General features: G+C 64.6%; 21 protein-coding genes, 1 tRNA gene and 1 pseudogene. 9 read left to right on the top strand and 14 right to left on the bottom strand.

What is annotated here, in order from left to right; all coding sequences use genetic code 11:
• Positions 1-525 (top strand): AAA-associated domain-containing protein (locus tag U5805_RS23460; protein ID WP_322105897.1); only part of this gene is annotated, 525 nt, incomplete at its 5' end.
• Positions 526-597: 72 nt separating this feature from the next.
• On the opposite strand, the gene U5805_RS23455 is transcribed toward U5805_RS23460, so the two are convergent.
• The 3 genes from U5805_RS23455 to U5805_RS23445 all read right to left on the bottom strand — a co-directional run bounded on the left by U5805_RS23455 (position 598) and on the right by U5805_RS23445 (position 3244).
• Complete coding sequence (locus U5805_RS23455) at positions 598-1128, bottom strand: hypothetical protein (RefSeq protein WP_322105896.1); 531 nt, start codon at positions 1126-1128, stop codon at positions 598-600.
• A complete protein-coding gene (locus tag U5805_RS23450; protein WP_322105895.1) occupies positions 1125-1733 on the bottom strand; it encodes a hypothetical protein in 609 nt (202 codons plus the stop codon). Before U5805_RS23450 ends, U5805_RS23455 begins: the two co-directional genes overlap by 4 nt.
• A gap of 386 nt (positions 1734-2119) precedes the next feature.
• A complete protein-coding gene (locus tag U5805_RS23445) occupies positions 2120-3244 on the bottom strand; it encodes a sigma-54 dependent transcriptional regulator (protein WP_322105894.1) in 1125 nt (374 codons plus the stop codon).
• Between the two features lie 489 nt (positions 3245-3733).
• Between U5805_RS23445 and U5805_RS23440 the strand changes: the two genes are divergently transcribed.
• From U5805_RS23440 to otsA, 5 genes and pseudogenes are all read left to right on the top strand, one after another.
• Positions 3734-4174: a hypothetical protein gene (locus U5805_RS23440; RefSeq protein ID WP_322105893.1), complete on the top strand. Its 441-nt coding sequence runs from the start codon at positions 3734-3736 to the stop codon at positions 4172-4174.
• 374 nt (positions 4175-4548) lie between these two features.
• Positions 4549-5937 (top strand): sigma-54 dependent transcriptional regulator, encoded by a 1389-nt coding sequence (locus U5805_RS23435; protein ID WP_322105892.1) that lies wholly within the window; start codon positions 4549-4551, stop codon positions 5935-5937.
• Positions 5938-6128: 191 nt separating this feature from the next.
• A complete protein-coding gene (locus U5805_RS23430) occupies positions 6129-6383 on the top strand; it encodes a hypothetical protein (RefSeq protein WP_322105891.1) in 255 nt (84 codons plus the stop codon).
• 215 nt (positions 6384-6598) lie between these two features.
• On the top strand, positions 6599-6850 hold the full coding sequence (locus U5805_RS23425; RefSeq protein ID WP_322105890.1) for a hypothetical protein: 252 nt from the start codon (positions 6599-6601) through the stop codon (positions 6848-6850).
• Between the two features lie 204 nt (positions 6851-7054).
• Positions 7055-8449: pseudogene (gene otsA, locus U5805_RS23420) on the top strand (alpha,alpha-trehalose-phosphate synthase (UDP-forming)); the annotation flags it as partial.
• A 231-nt stretch (positions 8450-8680) separates the two neighbouring features.
• Here otsA and U5805_RS23415 read toward each other — a convergent pair.
• The 7 genes from U5805_RS23415 to U5805_RS23385 all read right to left on the bottom strand — a co-directional run bounded on the left by U5805_RS23415 (position 8681) and on the right by U5805_RS23385 (position 13787).
• Entirely contained in the window at positions 8681-10108 is a 1428-nt protein-coding gene (locus U5805_RS23415) for an MFS transporter (protein WP_322105889.1), read from the bottom strand.
• Between the two features lie 101 nt (positions 10109-10209).
• The gene (locus U5805_RS23410) at positions 10210-10713 is read right to left on the bottom strand and encodes a YbhB/YbcL family Raf kinase inhibitor-like protein (protein ID WP_322105888.1); all 504 of its coding nucleotides are present in this window, start codon (positions 10711-10713) and stop codon (positions 10210-10212) included.
• A gap of 162 nt (positions 10714-10875) precedes the next feature.
• On the bottom strand, positions 10876-11325 hold the full coding sequence (locus U5805_RS23405) for a very short patch repair endonuclease (protein ID WP_322105887.1): 450 nt from the start codon (positions 11323-11325) through the stop codon (positions 10876-10878).
• 172 nt (positions 11326-11497) lie between these two features.
• The gene (gene dcm, locus U5805_RS23400) at positions 11498-12763 is read right to left on the bottom strand and encodes a DNA (cytosine-5-)-methyltransferase (RefSeq protein ID WP_322105886.1); all 1266 of its coding nucleotides are present in this window, start codon (positions 12761-12763) and stop codon (positions 11498-11500) included.
• A gap of 148 nt (positions 12764-12911) precedes the next feature.
• Entirely contained in the window at positions 12912-13214 is a 303-nt protein-coding gene (locus U5805_RS23395; RefSeq protein WP_322105885.1) for a hypothetical protein, read from the bottom strand.
• A gap of 111 nt (positions 13215-13325) precedes the next feature.
• Positions 13326-13601 (bottom strand): hypothetical protein, encoded by a 276-nt coding sequence (locus tag U5805_RS23390; RefSeq protein WP_322105884.1) that lies wholly within the window; start codon positions 13599-13601, stop codon positions 13326-13328.
• A gap of 111 nt (positions 13602-13712) precedes the next feature.
• Positions 13713-13787, bottom strand: a tRNA-Arg gene (locus U5805_RS23385).
• 219 nt (positions 13788-14006) lie between these two features.
• Between U5805_RS23385 and U5805_RS23380 the strand changes: the two genes are divergently transcribed.
• The 3 genes from U5805_RS23380 (at position 14007) to U5805_RS23370 (ending at position 16521) form a co-directional block, all read left to right on the top strand.
• On the top strand, positions 14007-15104 hold the full coding sequence (locus U5805_RS23380; protein WP_322105883.1) for a site-specific integrase: 1098 nt from the start codon (positions 14007-14009) through the stop codon (positions 15102-15104).
• A gap of 251 nt (positions 15105-15355) precedes the next feature.
• Entirely contained in the window at positions 15356-16129 is a 774-nt protein-coding gene (locus tag U5805_RS23375; protein ID WP_322105882.1) for a hypothetical protein, read from the top strand.
• 230 nt (positions 16130-16359) lie between these two features.
• A complete protein-coding gene (locus U5805_RS23370; protein ID WP_322105881.1) occupies positions 16360-16521 on the top strand; it encodes a hypothetical protein in 162 nt (53 codons plus the stop codon).
• Between the two features lie 77 nt (positions 16522-16598).
• On the opposite strand, the gene U5805_RS23365 is transcribed toward U5805_RS23370, so the two are convergent.
• From U5805_RS23365 to U5805_RS23350, 4 genes are all read right to left on the bottom strand, one after another.
• Positions 16599-16829, bottom strand: coding sequence for a hypothetical protein (locus tag U5805_RS23365; RefSeq protein ID WP_322105880.1), 231 nt, complete (start codon positions 16827-16829; stop codon positions 16599-16601).
• The gene (locus U5805_RS23360) at positions 16826-17203 is read right to left on the bottom strand and encodes a hypothetical protein (protein ID WP_322105879.1); all 378 of its coding nucleotides are present in this window, start codon (positions 17201-17203) and stop codon (positions 16826-16828) included. Before U5805_RS23360 ends, U5805_RS23365 begins: the two co-directional genes overlap by 4 nt.
• The gene (locus U5805_RS23355; protein ID WP_322105878.1) at positions 17187-17474 is read right to left on the bottom strand and encodes a hypothetical protein; all 288 of its coding nucleotides are present in this window, start codon (positions 17472-17474) and stop codon (positions 17187-17189) included. The genes U5805_RS23360 and U5805_RS23355 overlap by 17 nt, the downstream gene beginning before the upstream one ends.
• A 237-nt stretch (positions 17475-17711) precedes the next feature.
• Positions 17712-18401: a hypothetical protein gene (locus tag U5805_RS23350; protein ID WP_322105877.1), complete on the bottom strand. Its 690-nt coding sequence runs from the start codon at positions 18399-18401 to the stop codon at positions 17712-17714.
• Positions 18402-18403: the final 2 nt, after the last annotated feature.

Genomic DNA, 18403 nt, shown 5'->3' with positions numbered 1-18403 from the left:
CAGACGGGCGAAACCACGAAGAAGGGCCTGGAACTCGGTAGCTGGCTCCCGCGCGTGTCGACCAACCTGATGGCCGGTTTGATCGAAACGCTCGCTGCCGCGCCGTACCACGGCCGCGCCGACATGCCGGAAATTGCGCGCTCGCTGCACCTCGAAGTGGACGATCTCTTTCCTATCGCCGAAGTGCTGCAAAACCTCGGCTTCGCGGACGTGCGCGAAGGCGACGTGCTGCTCACGCCGCCCGCGCGCGTATTCGCGGAGTTCGGCACGCAGGAGCGCAAGATGATGTTCGCGGAGCATCTGTTGCGCCATGTGCCGCTCGCGGCGCGGATCAAGAAGGTGCTCAACGAGCGGCCCGGCCATCGCGCGCCGCGCGTGCGCTTCGAGCAGGAACTCGAAGACTTCCTCTCGGACGGCGCGGCGGAAGAAACGCTCGACACCGTGATCGACTGGGGCCGTTACGGCGAAATCTTTTCGTACAACGACCAGTCGGAAATCTTCAGCCTGGAAGACGTGGAGTCCTGAGCGCGCCGCGTCACGTTGCGCCGCTGCATGAAAAACGGTCGCATCGGCGACCGTTTTGTCTTGTGCGTGCGCTTATTGCAGCGTGCCCCAGCGCTCGACCGCCGGTTCGGCCGTCGCCCATTTCCAGCCCGATTCGTCCTGGCACGCGCTTGCCGTGAACCATTGCGAAGGGGAGTCGGGTTTGTCGCCGTCCTGTACCGAGAACGCGAATTCCTTGCACAGCGCGAGCGCGGAGGCGAATGCGCGCGTCACGCGCACTTCGCCGTGACCGTTTTCCACGGGCAGCGTGTGCTTGATGCGCCAGGAGTCGGTGCCGCCCACGGGCAGGCGTCCGGCCGTTTCGGCGATCAGTTCCTGCTGGTCCGCGTGCATGCCCTTCATGAAGCGGTTGACGGCTTCGTCGGTGGCGGCCTGCACGGCGATGCCCACGCCCACGCCCACCGCGGGATTGGCCGTGGCGATACCGGTCGCGGCGGCGGCCGCCGCACCGCTGGCCGCGCCGATCGACGAGCAGCCGCTGGTGGCGAGCGCGACGCCCGCGCACAGCGCGGCGAGCGCGAGCCAACCGGTTGCGCGGCGTTGCGCGAAAATGGCCGCGCTCATTGCAGCGCGCCCCAACGCGGCGTGGCGGGTTCGGCCGACGCCCACTTCCACGTTTCGCCGTCGCGGCACACCGAGGCGACGTAGAACGCGCTCGACGCGGCCTTGTCCTTGGTGGCGTCGTGATCGACGGAGAACACGATTTCCTTGCAGTCGAGCGCGCCCGTGCTGATCGCGCGGCTCACGGTGACGCGGCCGTGCTCATCGTCCTCGATCGGGAACGAATGCTTGATCGACCACGGCGCGACGCCGCCCACGTCGAGCGGCCCGGCGACCTTCGCGATGCTGTCCTGCGTGTTGGTATGGACGACGCGCTCGGAATACTGCACGCCGGCCTTCGCGGCGGCCACGGCGCCAAGGCCGATGCCGGTCGCCACGGCGGCGTTGCTCGTGACCTTCGAGGCGATCGCGGCGCCGCCGATACCGGCCGCCGTTTGCGCGCCCTCGGAGTAGAGCGAGCTGCACGCGGAGCAGGCGAGGCTGGCCGCCGCGGCGAGCAGCGTGAGCGAGAGGGAGCGTCGCCGGCGCGGCGCAACGCGGCTGATGTCAGCGATACCGGAGAGGGTCAGGGTGGGCGCGGCCAGCGCCCGGGCACGTCGTTCTTGCATGATCTTTTCCTGCCGCTGGCTTGCCGCTCGCTGGCGGATGGGCGCCGGGGTGCCGGGGTGCTCGTCGAGGATTCGTCGGCCGTGGACCGAACGCCGCGCTTCGCGCGATGTCGATCGCGGATTCGGCGTCCAGGCGAATGAATCTGCACCCCGTGGCGCGATCCGGCACGCGGGTTTTACACGGGTTGATGCGCGAGTTGATGCGCGGGTTTGTACGCGGGTTTGTACGTTAACGTGCTGCGGATTGTGCAACATGGGATTGTTAACGTGCATAGGGAAAGTGCAAGAAATTGCAAAAGCAGGTGCGCTTGAGTCTTTTCTCTGATTGACGCGCGCGGAAAAAGCACGCGCCGCGGCGCAGAAAGCCGCGGCGCGTTAGCGCAATGTCAGGTTTCTTCGGGCGCGTCGGTGTCCGGGTCGGCGTCGATGGCGGCTTCGCCGGAGAGATCGACCTCGCCGCCTTCGCCGTCGTCGGCGCCATAACTGCCCAGCCGGTTGTAGAGCGTCTTGAGGCTCACGCCGAGCGTGCGCGCCGCGAGCCGCTTGTCGCCGCCGCAGTATTTGAGCGTGCCGAGAATGATCTGCTTCTGCGCGTCGGCGAGCGGCGTGCCGATCCACACGCTCATGGCGTCGCCTTGCGTGACCGGCTTTTTCACCTTCGGCACGAGTTGCGGATGCGCGATCTCCACCTGCTTTTCGGCGAGGATGAACGCGCGATACACGGCGTTCTTCAGCTCGCGCACGTTGCCGGGCCACGACCAGTTGCGCACCGTTTCGAGCGCGCGCTTGCTGAACACCTTCTGCGTGCGGTCCTGCGCGTTCAGCTCGTTGAGAAAGTGTTGCGCGAGCAGTTCGCGGTCGCGCTCGCGCTCGCGCAGCGGCGGCGCGCGCAACGGAAACACGGCGAGGCGGTACATCAAGTCCTCGCGCAGCGCATTGTCCTTCACGGCCGTGACGGGGTCGCGGTTGGTCGCCGCGATGATGCGCACGTCGCCGCGAATCGCCTGATTGCCGCCCACCGGGAAGTATTCGCCCGTTTCGAGCGCGCGCAGCAGTTTCACCTGATGCAGAAGCGACATCTCGGTGATTTCGTCGAGGAACAGCGTGCCGCCGCGCGCATGCTCGAAGTGGCCGTCGCGCGCCTGCACGGCGCCCGTGAAGCTGCCTTTCTCGTGGCCGAAGAGTTCGGCTTCGATCAGCTCGTCGGGAATCGCGCCGCAGTTCACGGCGATGAACGGTCCGTCGCGGCGCCCGCTCTGCGCGTGGATGGTGCGGGCGATCAGCTCCTTGCCCGTGCCCGATTCGCCGACGATCAGCGCCGTGGCTTCGGTGACGGAAACGCGCCCGATTTGCGCGTAGAGGTCCTGCATGACTCCGGAGGAGCCGTATAGCAGACCATACGACTCCAGACCCGCGACACGCGCCTCGGCGGGCGGTGCGGCATGAGCGGAATTTCCGGCATTGCCGGCTTTTCGGCTGGCGGCGGGCGAGCCCGGCTCGATTGACGCCATAGGGATTTCGTCCTGCAAAGGTAGTGCGGGCGTTGGCCGCCGCGCGCGGGCGCGCGGCGACGGGGAAACGGCCCTGCGATCCGAAGGCTGGCCGTCCAGGACTGGCGCGGACAGTGTCGCGCCGACGGCCGTGAGGTTTTCATCTCGTAACATTTAACCACTCTCGCGCGTAAGTGAGCAATGGACGCGGACGATGCGCCGCGCGAAACGCGTCCGTCAGACGTGCGCAGGCAGGCTCGGTTTGCCCCGGTTTTCGGCGCTGCGAAGCCGCCCGGCGACGGCTTGATGCCGGTTTTACGCCGGTTTCACGTCGCTTTTGCCTCGCTTTGCCTCGCTCATGCCTCGCTTATGCATTGCATATACGTTGCCACTGCGTCGCTCATGCGTCGATGCAGGCCGGTTTTACACGCCAAATCCGATTTACGCCGTCGGCCCAACGTGCGGCGCGGCTGCGCCTTCGAGTCTTGATCCGCGTCCTCTTTCGGCGCAGTGCAGCAAATCCTGGACCCTGGCACGCCGCGTGCTGCGAAATTCCGACTGGCGCGTGTCTCCATCGGTTTGGAGCGGCGCCGCGACGAGGCCTCGGGTTGCCGCGCACATAGTTGCCGTGCGCGGTTTTCCGTCGGCGAGGCGCATTTGGGAGAGATCGAAATGGCGAAGAACAGCAGCTTGCTAGGAACCCTGTTGAGGATGAGCTTGGTCGGCGCGGCCGGCGTGCTGGCGTGGCGCGCGGCGCAGCGCAATCGCGCGGGCGCGCCCGCGCCTCGCGATCTGCACCGCTGGGAGGGCGAGGGCGGCTCGCTGCCGGAAGCCACCGGCAACAACGCGACGGGCGTCGAAGGCGCCACGGCTCGCGGCGGCGCGCGCGGCGTGAACGGCGCGTCGACGAACGGCGCAGCCGGTTCGCCGTGGCCGTTTCCGCATAGCTGAGCAGAGCGAAAAGAAGCGGACGAAGGACAGATGAAAGACCGGCGCGCCTTGCGAGAGGCCCGCCGGGCCATCTTGAATAAGTCTATAATACTTATATCCACAACAATCAACGTTCGGGCCGCGCGTAGCTGGTAGTATTGTTGCGTCTGTATAGCAAAACCGCGGCAAAACTGCGGCAAACCCGTATGAAAAGCGTGCAAGCCGCACGCCTGCGGCGCGCACCCGAGCGTTTCGTACTCCACTGCACGTACCCACTGCAGCGCATTGCGTGCGCCGCGACTTTCGCGGCGCCGGGCGAATCTGTCCGGCGCGGTTGCGAAAGGCGCGGCGTGCTTGCGTTGTAGCCATTCACCAATCCAGGCTGACGAGACGCGATGCCACATGTATTGATTGTCGATGACGACGCCGAGACCCGCGAGGCACTCGCAGCCGTGGTGGGCGAAGACGGACTCACGACGGCCCAGGCGGGCGACCTGCGCGAAGCGCGCATCCAGCTCATCCGGCAGATGCCGGATGTCGTTTTCACCGACCTGAAGCTGCCCGACGGCAGCGGCACCGATCTCTTCGAAGATCTCGACCCGCGCTCGGGCGTGGAACTCGTGGTCATCACGGGACACGCCACGGTGGAAACGGCCGTCGACGCGCTCAAGTCCGGCGCGATCGACTACCTCGTGAAGCCGATCAACCTCCAGCGCGTGAAGTCGATTCTCAACCGCTTGCCGCGCGCGGGCGATCTGAAGGCCGAAATCGGCACGCTGCGCGGCGAACTGCGCCGCATGGGCCGCTTCGGCCTCATGCTCGGCCACTCGCCCGCCATGCAGGACGTGTACGACCAGATCAGCCGCGTGGCGCCCACGCCGGCTTCGGTGATGCTCGTGGGCGAGTCGGGCACCGGCAAGGAAGTCGCCGCGCAGACGATTCACCAGTTGAGCCTGCGCCGCAAGCACGAATTCCTCGCCGTGAACTGCGGCGCGATTTCGCCGAACCTGATCGAATCGGAAATGTTCGGCCACGAGCGCGGTTCGTTCACGGGCGCCGACCGTCAGCACAAAGGCTATTTCGAGCGCGCGAACGGCGGCACGCTGTTCCTCGACGAAATCACCGAAATGCCGATCGAACTCCAGGTCAAGCTGCTGCGCGTGCTGGAAACCGGCATGTTCATGCGCGTGGGCACGACGAAGGAAATCGAAACCGACGTGCGCCTGATCGCGGCGACCAACCGCGATCCCGAGCAGGCCGTGGCCGAAGGCAAGCTGCGTCTGGACCTGTATCACCGCCTGAACGTGTTCCCGATCAACCTGCCGCCGCTGCGCGAGCGCGGCAAGGACGTGGAACTGCTCGCGCAGGCGTTCCTCGACGAGCTGAACGAGCGCCACGGCACGAAGAAGCAGTTCCCGAACGCCGTGCGCGAGATGCTGGCGGCGTATCCGTGGCCGGGCAACGTGCGGGAGCTCAAGAACTACGTGCAGCGCGCGCACATCATGTCGGGCAACGACGGCGATCTCACGGCCACGGTGCCGTTGCAGATTTCGCTTTCGAAGCCGCTCGCGGGCACGGCGGTGACGATTCCGTTCGGCACGTCGCTCGCCGACGCCGACCGTCAACTGATACTCGCGACGCTCGAGCAGTGCGGCGGCGTGAAAACGCGCGCGGCGGAAATTCTCGGCATCAGCCTCAAGACGCTCTATAACCGGCTCGTGGAGTACGGCAACGAAGGCGGCGGCAAGGGCGATGCGCCCGCGCGGGTCGCCGGCGGCGCCTGACGATGTGCCGATGAAACCGTGATGGACGGCGTGCGCGCGCTTCGCGCAACGCACGCCGCCGGCGGTCGCCTCTCCCTCGCCGTCTCGCGCACCGACGCGCATCAGAGCCTTTTCAGCGGTATGGCGCTTGCGCCCATGATTCGTATCTCAAGGAAGTCCGCCAAGGAAATCCGCCAAGGAAGGAGCGAATCATGCCGAGCCGCAACATTCACGATCTCTCCCGCAGCGCCGCTCGCCACGAGCCGTGGCTTGCGCACACGCCGCAACCCGACACCCCTCCCGACGACCCCACGCCGCCAGACGTGCCGCCCGTAGGCGACCCGCCGCCGCAACCGGGCGAAGTGCCGCGTTCGGTGCGGCGCTCGCGGTCGTTTGCGAAAGCCGGGCGTGCCGCGCGAAATGCGGCGATCACGCGTGGGTCGCGCGGGTTTTACCCGGCTGGGTGAACGATGAGAGCTGTGCAGCGGCCGAGTTGACTGCTTACCCGGAACACTTTGCCGCTACTGCTGGTTTTTCGTCGGCGCGTCGTGTACTACTTACAAGCGCGTCGACATATTTACCGGCAATTGACGCCGCATTCCCCGGATTGACGAAAACAGAAAGCTACAAGCAGCCACAAGCAGCCATCGTTGTATGGCCGCGTTCCGCTGGAGGCACCGACATGAGACATCCCGCCTTGCGCCGTTCCGCCCGTTATTCGGGCAAACGTGGGCCGCGCGGCTCGCAGGCCATTTCCGGCAATCCGAACGACGCCGCAAACGACCTCGCGTCGCCGCCTTCGCTCGCCCCGGACCCTGCCGCGCAAAACCGTCCAGCCCCCGGCGTACCGCCCGATGGCGAGCACAACCAGGGCGGCGCGCGTGCCGAGGGCATCGACTATCAGCGCGATCTCGGCTCCGAACAGGACGCCTGATTTTTTGCGTTGCGGCCCCGCATTTTCCGGCAGGTCGTCCGGCCAAAAAGCTTTTCTGTCGAAGGCGTTTCCGAGCGAGAAATTCACTCGGCTGGTTGGCGCGTGGAAGAAGTTTTTGCTTCGACCCCGTGAAACCGGCACGACTCTTGCATTATTGTTCCACGTATCGTCATCGGACCCAACGAAACAGGAGGTATGGCCGCAATGGGCAGACTGATCGTGGTATCGAATCGCGTAGCGCCGACGCAGGAAGGTCGACCGGCCGCGGGTGGGCTGGCAGTCGGCGTGCTGGACGCGCTCAAGGAGACCGGCGGCGTGTGGTTCGGCTGGAGCGGCGAGACCGTCGCGGAACCGGCTGAGCCGGTTATCGAACAACAGGGCAGCGTCACGTATGCGACCGTCGGTCTGACCAAGCGCGACTATGACCAGTACTACAAGGGCTTCTCGAATACGACGCTCTGGCCGACGTTCCATTACCGGAACGATCTGTCGCGCTACGAGCGTCAGGAGTACGGCGGCTATCTGCGCGTGAACGTGACGCTCGCGCGCCAGCTCCAGCCGCTCATCCAGCCCGACGACATCATCTGGGTACACGACTATCACCTGATTCCGTTCGCACGTTGCCTGCGCGACCTGGGCGTGAAGAACCCCATCGGCTTCTTCCTGCACATTCCGCTGCCCGTGCCCGAAGTCATGCGCTCGATTCCGCCGCACGAAGAACTGATGAAGTTCATGTGCCACTACGACGTGGTCGGTTTTCAGACCGACGCCGACCGTCAGGCGTTTGTCGACTACATCGAGCGCGGCGGCCACGGCCAGTCGAGCGACGACGGCATGATTCACGCGTGGGATCGCTTCCTGAAGGTGGGCGCGTACCCGATCGGCATCTATCCCGATGCGATCGCCAAATCCGCTTCGCAGTTCACCGACCGCAAGCCGGTGCGCAGCCTGCGCGAAGCCATGCGCGGACGCAAGCTCATCATGAGCGTCGACCGTCTCGATTATTCGAAGGGTCTCGCCGAGCGCTTCCAGGCGTTCGAGCGGCTGTTGCAGAACGGGCCGGGCTGGCACGGCCGCGTCTCGCTGTTGCAGATCGCGCCGCCCACGCGCTCCGACGTGCAGACCTACCAGACGATCCGCCGCAATCTCGAAGGCGAGGCGGGCCGCATCAACGGTCGCTTCGCGCAGCTCGACTGGACGCCGATCCAGTACCTGAACCGCAAGTACGAGCGCAATCTGCTGATGGCGCTGTTCCGTCAGGCGCAGGTGGGCTACGTGGCGCCGCTGCGTGACGGCATGAATCTCGTGGCGAAGGAGTACGTGGCGTCGCAGAACCCGGAGGATCCGGGCGTGCTGGTGCTTTCGCAGTTCGCGGGCGCGGCGGAGCAGTTGCCGGGCGCGCTGGTCGTGAATCCCTACGATCTGAACCAGACGGCCGAAGCGCTCGAGCGCGCGCTTTCCATGCCGCACGCGGAGCGCATCTCGCGCTACAACGACATGATGGCGCAGTTGCGCGAGAACAATCTTTCCGTATGGCGCGACAATTTCCTCGCGGATCTGCGCAGTGTGGCGACGGCGGCTTCGGTAACGGCGAAGGCGCGCAGCGCGGCGCCGGGCTCGGGAGCGAATGCCGCTGCCAATGCGAATGCAAGCGCTGCGGTTTCGCCGGCTTCGGCCAAGTCCGCGCCGACGGCGGCCAAGCCCGCGCAACCGGCCAGGCGCGAGGCGCGCGGCACGCTCTAGATCGCGCGCCAAACGCTGGCGCGCTTCATAAGCGCAACATCCTGCGGCGGCCTTCGGGCCGCCGTTTTTTTATGCCGATAACCCGCCTTAGCGCGCGTGAGTGGGCGCCGCGCCGCGCGGCACGAGCCGCAGCATGCTGACCACGGAGGCGACTGCGGCGAAACCCGTGGCGACGGCCAGCGCGAGCGCCGGGCCGTGTTTCGGCGCGATGCCGAAGATCAGCGCGACCAGCGCCGCGCCTAGCGTTTGCCCTGTGAGACGCGCGGTGCCGAGCATCCCGCTCGCGCCGCCGCTGCGCTCGCGCGGCGCGGACGAGAGAATCTGCCGGTTGTTGGGCGACTGGAAAATGCCGAAGCCCGCGCCGCAGAGCGCCATGCGCCAGCAAATATCGACGACGGAAGGATGCGCGCCGAGCGTCGCCAGCGACAGCAGGCCGAGCGCGAACAGCGCGAGCCCGATGCCGCCGAGGATGCCCGCCGGATAGCGGTCGGAGAGCGAGCCCGCGAGCGGCGCCGCGCCGACGATGATGAGCGGCCACGGCGTCATGAGAAAACCGGTGGCGACCTGCGAAAAGCCGAGCGTTTCCTGCAACAGGAAGGGCAGTGCCACGAACGCGAGCATCTGCGCCGTGAACGAGCAGACCGAGGTGCTGATGGAAAGCGCGAACACGGGATTCGCGAGCAGATCGACGGGCAGAAGCGGCGCGGGCTGCGTGAGCTGACGCCGCACGAAGAACCAGCCGACGATCACGGCCAGCACGAGTTCGGCCGCCACCAGCGGCGTGTTTTCGCCGTGGCTCATGCCGTCGACGGCAAAAATCAGCAGGCCGAACACCACGGCGTTGAGCGCGGCGCTCAAGTAATCGTAGGGCGCGGGATGGCGTTCGTTGCCCGGCAGCGCGCGCAGGCCGAACGCGACCGCGGCGATGCCGATCGGCACGTTGATCGCGAACAGCCACGGCCACGGCGCGACGGCAAGCACGCCCGAGGCGAGCGTGGGTCCGACCGCCGAGGCCACCGCGACCACCATCGCGTTGATGGCGACGCCGCGCCCGAGCCGCTCGCGCGGATAGATGAGGCGCACGAGCGCCGTGTTCACGCTCATGATGCCCGCGCCGCCGAAGCCCTGCACCATGCGCGCGACGGCCAGTTCGGGCAGCGAGGTGGCGAGCGCGCAGAACAGCGACGCGACCGTGAACAGCGCGAGGCCGCCCAGGTACACGCGCCGGTAGCCGATGCGGTCGCCGAGCGAGGAGAGCGGCAACAGCGAGATCGTGACGGAGAGCTGATACGCGTTGACGATCCAGATCGAGCCGGCCGCGCTCGCGTGCAGGTGGCGCGCGATGGTGGGCAGCGCGACGTTGGCGATCGCGCCGTCGAGCACGGCGAGCGTGATGCCCAAGGCGACCACGGCAATGGCGTAGTAACGCTGCGGCAACGGCAGGCCGGTCTCGGTTTCGGCGTGGCCGGCGTTCGAAGGCTGGGTGGGAGAATCGGAGTGCGTGGGTGTGGCCATCGACGAACAGCGCCGCGCGACGTTTCGTGGCGCGGCGGCCCTTGAGTTGACTTGTTGTTATGTGAGTGCGGCGCGTGGCAGGACCGGCGCCGCGCCGGCGTTCACTTCAGTTCGTAGAGCCCGACGTAGGTGGTCGAGTCGATTTCGTTCAGATGCGTCATGAAGCGCGCGACCGCGTTGGTCGTGTCGGGCGTGACCGGCAGTTGCGCGGCTTTGAGCGCATGAACGCGAAAGATATAGCGATGCGGTTTGTCGCCGCGCGGCGGCGCCGTGCCGCCGAAGCCGACCGTGCCGTAGTCGTTGCGCACCTGCAAGGCGCCTTGCGGCAGCAAGCTGCCGTCGGGCTTGCCGGCGTTGCGCGCGAGCGAGCGCACGTCGGCGGGAATGTTGACGACGACCCAGTGCCAGAAGCCGCTGCCCGTGGGCGCGTCCGGGTCGTAGACGGTGAGTGCGAAGCTTTGCGTGTCGGCGGGCGGGTTGTCCCACTGGAGCGCGGGCGAGAGATTGTCTCCGTCGACGCCGAATGCGTGGTCGTCGAATTCCTGCGCCTTCGACATGAAACCGTTGCTCGGAAAGTCGTCGGACCAGAGTCGGAAATCAGCCATCGGTTGCCTCCTTCGCTTGGGTTGCTGCGCGGATGATCCGATCGAGTGTATCACCGCGCGTCACGCCGTCCGCGCCCGCCGCGCGCGGGCTTCTGCGCTGCCGCAACGCGCCCGCAGGCGCGCCAGAAAAGCCCGCGCTCGCTCACGAACGCGCACGAACGCTCACGAGCGCGCCTCGAACCATGCCGACGATTCGTCCTCGAGCCACGCCGCGAGCCGCTCGACCACGGCGTTCGGATCGTGCTGGGCACCGCGCAACGCACATTCCCAGATCACGGCCACGCGCCAGCCCTGCGCGGCGAGCGCGGCCAGCGCTTTTGCGTCGTTGAGCTGGTTGCGCGCGATTTTTTCGCGCCAGAACTCGGGGCGCGTTCGTGGCCACTTGAACAGCGCGCAGCGATGGCCGTGCCAGAAGCAGCCGTGTACGAACACCACGGCGCGCCGGCGCGGCAGCACGATGTCGGGCCGCCCCGGCAACTCGCGCACGTGCAGGCGAAAGCGAAAGCCGCGCCGGTGCAGCAGGCTGCGGATCAGGACTTCGGGCTTCGTGTCGCGCCCGCGAATGCCGGACATCATGCGGCTGCGCGTCGCGCTGTCCACGACGTCGACCATCGTCTGTCGCCTCCGGGTTGGCGAGGTTCGGCTCAAGGCGGCGCGGGTTTTCGAAGCCTCCGCCAATGCGCCGTCGATATGAAACTAGCGTGCATCAACGCACCATCAACGCGCTATCAACGCGCCGGCGCGCCGGGGCGTGACGCAAGCCGCATGCTCGCTCGCGCGGCGCTCACGCGGCGGCGGCGGCGGCCAGCTCGCGCGGCGCTGCCAGCGGCGCGGCCAGCAGCGCGTCCAGGTGCGGCATCATCGCGCGCGCCACTTCGCGCATCACCGGCATGACGACGCTGTTGCCGAACTGCCGGTATGCCTGCGTGTCGCTCACGGGAATGCGGAAGGTATCGGGAAATCCCATCAGGCGCGCGCACTCGCGCGGCGTGAGGCGGCGCGGGCGCACGCCTTCGCCTTGATGCACGAGGATTTCGCTGCCGTCCTTGTGATAGCGCGCCGAGAGCGTGCGCGTGACGCTTTCGGGAAACGCCATGCCGAAGCCGAAGCCGTTGCCGGCCGCGCGATGTTTTTCGGCGTATTGCTGGAGATAGGCCCAAAGACCCGGCGTGAGCGTGTATTTCGGCTGCACGCGGCGCGCGGCGTGATCGAAAAAGCGCTCGCCGTCCCAGGGCAGCAGCGGCTCGCTGCCGTCGGTGCGATGCAGGATGGACGCGAGACGCGGGCCGTCCTCGGGCAGCGCGAGCGCGTCCCACGAAAACGCGGTCGGCTCGCGAAATCCCACGATGATGATGCGCTCGCGGTGCTGCGGCGTGAAATGACGGCCGTCGATCACGCGGTAATGCACGTCGTAGCCGAGTTCGTCGCGCAGCACTTGCAGGATGACGTCGAAAGTGCGGCCGTGATCGTGCGAGAGCAGGTTCTTGACGTTTTCGAGCAGGAAGGCGGCGGGCCGCTTTTCGGCGACGATGCGCGCGACATCGAAGAAGAGCGTGCCCTGCGTCGTGCAGGCGAAACCGTGCGGACGGCCGAGCGCGTTCTTCTTGGACACGCCCGCGATCGAGAACGGCTGGCACGGAAAGCCCGCGAGCAGCACGTCGTGGTCGGGCACGGCGGCGGCGTCCACGGCGGTGATGTCGCCGTCGAACGGATGATCCTCGCCGTAGTTTTCCAGGTAGGTCTTGCGCGAGAACGGGTTCCACTCGCTCGTGAACACGCACTCGCCGCCGTGCGCCTCGAACCCCTTGCGAATGCCGCCGATGCCCGCGAACAGGTCGACGAAGCGAAACCGCGCGCTCTTTTCGGCCGCGCGCGCGCCGCCTTGCATCAGCTCGCGCAATGCGGCGTCGAGCATCGCGGGGCAGGGCGTTTCGCCTTTTTCCCAGCGCCGCACGGTCTTGACGTCCTTGCCGACGTGCGCGGCGATCTGCTGCTGCGTGAAACGCTTGCGTGCCTGCTGAAGCAGGTCTCTCGGGTGGGCCGTGAGCACGGAGTCCTCGTTAGGGTATTTTTGCGGACATTATGACCGATGCCCGACCCGCGGCACCAGGAAATCCCCATCGACGGACGTGCTTTGGAACGCAACTACGCCGCGCCGGCGCTCGAACCGTGGCGCGGTTACGCGATGCAAGGTGGAATCAGACCTGCGGCGAGCGCCTCATGGCGGCCATTTTGCCCGCGGCCGCGGCGGCCGAGGCGACGTTCAGCTCGTGCAGATCGACGATCAGCAACAGACTGTCGATCTCGCATAACTGGCCTTTGTTGATGAGGCCGGTGTCCAGCAGACGGTGCAGACGCTGGCGCCAATAGCTGGGCGGCAGGATGGGGCCGCCCAGGTCGCCCGATAACGACAGCGGCATCACGCGGCGAATGTGCGCGATGTCCTGGTCGATCAGATTCGACATCAGGTAGCCAGCGGGAAGGAGACGCGGGGTGTCCATGCCTCCCATTACGGCACTTTTTTTCGAACCTTGAGATAAATATTTAGTAGGTGCTTACCCGGACCGAAAGCGGCGCGCAGCCTGTTTTCCGGCCAGTTCGGGCGGCTCCTTTTAGTCCTGGCCGGCGCGCGGCGCGTTGCCGGGCGCCTGCGCGGCCGTTTCCAGGAAACGGCGCGTGGCCTCGAACGATTGCAGCATCTGCTCGGGCCACGGCGTTTGCAGCATGACGGCCTGATGGTTTTCGAACGCCGCGCTCAACTGGCGCGCGAGTTCGGGCGAATTCAGATGACGCAGCAGCACGCTCACGGCAATTGCGGTGGCCTGGCTCGCGCCGGCCGTTTGCAGTTCGGAAGCGGTGAGGGCGGCGACTTGCTTGTTGATGTCCATGGGAAAACCTGGGAGCGGGAGAGGAGGGGCGTGAGGCGCGAGAGCGCGAACGGCGGCGCGCGGGGCGTTTTGCGCGAGGCGCATGGCCCGCGCCGCACGGTCTCGTGCGGCTGGTCCCCCTGGCAGGAATCGAACCTGCATCTAGCGCTTAGGAGGCACTTGTTCTATCCATTGAACTACAGGGAGTTGACCTTAACCACTGGATTGACCGGAAGCCTTGCGAAGCGGGCTTTCCGACTTATCCAGCGGGCGATTCCGGCATTTTCGCTTCTTCCTAAATGAAGCGCCGTGAACCATTGTGTCGCAGCGTTTAACGCCTTCACTGCTACAATTCTGCTACAGATTGCTATCTGTAGCAGCCGTCCCGTTGCGACACTGCTACAGCCTTACCAGACGGGATTCAACATGGCATCCATTCTGCCCATCGGCAACCGTTGGCGAGCACAGGTCCGGCGCAGCGGCGGCAAGAGTATATCAAAGACGTTTGCGACAAAGCGTGCCGCCGAGATGTGGGCGCGCGAGATCGAAAGTGAGATCGATCGCGGCGGCGGGGTGGAGCCTGCGACCGTGACAGTCGGCGAAATGATCCGCAAGTATCGCGAGGCCAGAAAAGAATCGGGGCGGCCGATTCTCGAAAAGTCCAACGAGGATTACATGCTCGACCGACTCGACGGAGAGTTCAAAAGTGACTTTGCCGCGAAACTCACCACGGAGCGTATCGTCGGTTTCGCACAAAAGCGCCGCAAGGCCGGCGCCGGCGGCGCCACGGTGGACATGGATATCTCGAAGCTTGGCACGGTTATCCGGCACATGGCGTCACTGCTCGGCATCACGGTGCCCGACGCGGTCACGGCGGCACGCCCCAGCCTTCGCCATCTGCGGCTGATTGCTACCGCTGCCCGCCGCGAGCGCAGGCCGTCGCCCGAGGAGATCGAAAAAATCTTTGAGTGGTTCGCCGAGCATCCCGAACGGGAGCCTGCGATACCGGACCTGATTCGCATCGCGATGCAGTGCGCGTTCCGTCGCGGCGAACTGTTCAACCTGACTTGGGCTGATATCGACCACGATCGCCATCTTGCGCTCGTGCGCGATCGCAAGCACCCCAGGCAGAAGATTGGTAACAACGAATGGGTGCCGCTGATCGGCGATTCGTATGAGGCCATCATGCGACAGCCTCGCTATCCGGTGCCGGAAGCCTATGCCGAAAAGCGCGCAGCTGATCCGGCGGTGCCCCCGCACAAGAACGAATACATTTTCCGTTTTAACAAGGGCACCGCGAGCAAGTATTTCAAGCTGGCGTGCGACGAGAAAGGGATCGTCGATCTGCACCTGCACGATCTACGGCACGAGGCGACGAGCGCACTGTTTGAGGCAGGCTGGGAGATTCCTGAGGTGGCCACTGTGACGGGACACAAAGACTGGCGCAACCTGAAAAGGTACACGAATCTTGACCCGGCCGATGTGGCTAGAAAAGGCCGGCTGAAACTAGTTACCGCGACATAGCGGGCGATGCATGATTGGGCCGCCTTCTTCGTGGCAAATTGGGTCATTCATTTACGGGCTCCCGGTAGCCATACTCGAATTTTGCACGAGGCCCCTATTTTTTGGATGCAAGCGGCCGTTAAGGTGGATAGTCATTCGACCTTTTGTGTGTGCTGGACAACGGTCCAGTCTGGTTGCCGGGCAAAAATTGACGCATTCGCGATTCTGATAGTATCGGCGGTAAAGTAAATCTTTAAATTGGGGATGGATTGGTGAATCAGCCCGCAAATGCGGCAATGGAGAGCCTGAACGATCTCTTTGTATTTGTCGCTCACGGCCAGAACGACCCTTTGGCCGTAAAGCGCCATGAACGTCAGGCACGGCTGCTGCTGGAAAGGCAAGCGATCGCGCCAGCGTTCGCTTGGCTTGCGATCGGTGCTGCTAATTTCCTTCAAGGCAAGCGATCGGAAAGCATAGATGCCGTTAAGGCGGCCATCAAACTGGCTTCTGGCGACGAGGCTGTAATTGGTAATGCCTGTTCGCTGTTTGGACTCATGGGTGAGGCGTCTCTGGTTGTGCAGACGACGCGACAGCTCATCAATACTGGAGTCGAGGGACACGGCTTGATTGGAGCGCTCGTTTCGTTGCGGAAGGCGCTTCAATTGGAGGAGGTTCTCATGATCGCGGAAAAACGTAACCTCAGGCTTGATCCGGCCTTTACGGCGTCCATTGCGGATTTGGTCGAGATTGCCGCTGAGCATGCCGTTGGGCCTGAACGAAGGATGAAAATGATTGAAGTTGCGGCAGCAGCCGTCTATGCACAGGGCTGTTCAGTACGGCAGACGTCCCTCAAGCAACTCGGCGGCGAGATGCGCTATGAGTTCTATGTTGATGAGTCAGCAAAACGCTGTGGAGAACTGAATTTCGTGATCGCTGAAGCCTTGTGCGAAAGCTTTGAGGACCCAGCGCCAGAGTTTGTTACGTTCGCGTGCCGACCGTTAAGCTCGTACCAATTTGAAGGCGACTTCATTCAGGTGAAACGTTGAGCATTTCTGTCCAAGATTTACTGACGCTTGCCGGGACACTGAGTGTCGGTGGTTGCGAATGCGATTGGCGCTCGTCGTCCTCGCGTGCATATTACGCTGCGTATCATAGGGCCCTCGAAGTCGCAGATGCCTGCACGTTACACGGTGGGAACCCGGTGCGTGGTGTGCATGAGACTCTCGCCGAGCGCTACAAGGCGCATTCGTCGAAGGGCAGGTCGATCGCATACGTGATGACTGATCTGAAGAAAACTCGAACGGAAGCGGATTATCATTTAACCGCTGCGTTCCCACAAAACAGGGCCGCTGATTTTATTCCTGCTTGCGAGGTATTCATCGAAAAGGTCGATGCCTTCCTTGCCGCTCATACAGGCAGTGCTGCTGCTAGTCCTTGACGCCTGGCGTGCAGTTTGAATAAAAGCTATGGCCGCGACGAGCGGCCATAGCTGTTTTGGTTGGTAGCCGCAATATTTCACGCTGCCTTTTGTCGGGCCTCTTCGGACATCTTGTCGAGGTAATCTGCGACAGCCTCGTAAGGCGCGAAGCGCCCCGACCCTTCCTTGTAGGTCGCGATCGGGAAAATCTCGGCGCTGATCTGGTTGCGCACGGTTCCTTCGGCCATCGAGAGCAGTTGCGCGAGCTGCGGCACCGACAGGCGGACGCCGAATTTTTCGAGAATGTATGCGCGGGTCAGCAGGCTCATGCACGGCCTCCATTTGCAAGGTGGTGGGCGTGTCGCTGCATCGCTGCGAGTACGGCGGCGGCGTTGTAGCGAACGGCGCTTTTTCGTGGCGCTTCGCCGGCGGCGCACCAGAATTCGTCCATGCGACGGCGCTTGCTGAGGGCAACAAAGCTCTCGATCTCGCCAGCACGCTCGGCCTCGGCGAGCACGCCGTCGACGAAGCGGGAGACGGTTCGCAGTTCGATCATGATTTGCGTTTTGGTCAACGGACCGTTGCTGCGCACTAGCTCGATGGCTTCGGCCTTCAAAGCAACTTTGTCGCGCATGTGCTGCGTTTGGCCGTTGACCACGACGGGCTTATAGCGGCCTGGAAGCGTGCTAATCGGCGTTCTCATTTGTATCCCCGTAAATATCACTGAGCCACTTGTCGAGGCATGGCAGGCATGCGTAGTAGCGGCCCCAAAAGCTGTGATCGATGAGCGCTTTTTCGTATCGCGCGCGCTCGCCCGGCTGAATCTCGTGGCTCTCGCCGTAAAGCATCGGTCCTACATGGCACTGGTGTGGCTTACGTACCCGCACCAGTCGGACGCGCCGCAATCGGATATCAGCCTCGTCGCCTTGGAATGGATCGAACTGGACGTAGTCTTGGTCGCTATGCTGAGCCACGGTTGCTCCGATCGGCGAGATAAGCACTGGGCTGCTCGACGTACTCGTCATGTGTAGGCCGATCGGAAAGCGACAGCCAATGTTCGTAACCAGAGTTGTAGCCCCCGGAAACAGAGTGCGCGGATAGATCGCCGGCGGCGATCCGGTTCGAGAGATTGAACAACGTGTTCGCTAGGTCTCGGGGCGTGTCGGCCTGAATGTCGACTCGAAACTGCACGGCTCGCTTGGGCGCTTCGCTCATGCCTGGTCGCCCCCACGAGTGTGGTGATGGATCGATTCGTCGCCCGGATCACGGTCGATGCGTTCGATCTCGGCAAGGAGCAGTGCGCAGGCTTTTATCAAGTTGCGGCGATGCGTTGTTGGCTTCCACCATGCCGCGTGCCACGGCCACTGCGGCGGCGGATCGCCGGCCGGGTACGCGAGCGTGTACATGGCATAGCATCCGGCCGCGCAAGACATCTCGTGGGGTCGATGCGCGTCGTCATGCTCGGGTGTCCAGCCTTCCTCGTTCACCTGACGCGCGCGCTCAGCGAGAACATCGCGTTCCGCATCGCTCATGCGCTGCTCGGTGGGATTGGCTGCGAGCAGGGCGTTGATCGCAGCATCAGCGATGTCGCTTAGCCGCTCTCCGTCATCGGTGATGCAATGAAAGTCATCAGCGCTCATCGTGCCAACGCCCCACTCTGACCAGACGCGCATGCAGTCGTAAGCGTCGCCGCCGATTGCTTCTGCGATTGCGTCGCGCACCCGGACGCGCTGCTCATCAGAGAGCGTGACGGCTTGCGGCGCTTCCGGCTCGACGGCCGCGAGCGCCGCCGAGAGGTACAGCGGCCAGAACTGCTCGTCGATCGGTGTGATGGTGCGATCGACGAGCGCGACAGCGGCGCAAGCTTGCGCGTGAATCGCGCGAAGTTGTCGTTCGTGCATGG

It is taken from the genome of Paraburkholderia sp. J41 (genome assembly GCF_905220235.1).
GTDB lineage: Bacteria > Pseudomonadota > Gammaproteobacteria > Burkholderiales > Burkholderiaceae > Paraburkholderia.
This window is presented reverse-complemented; position numbering and strand designations above follow the sequence as displayed.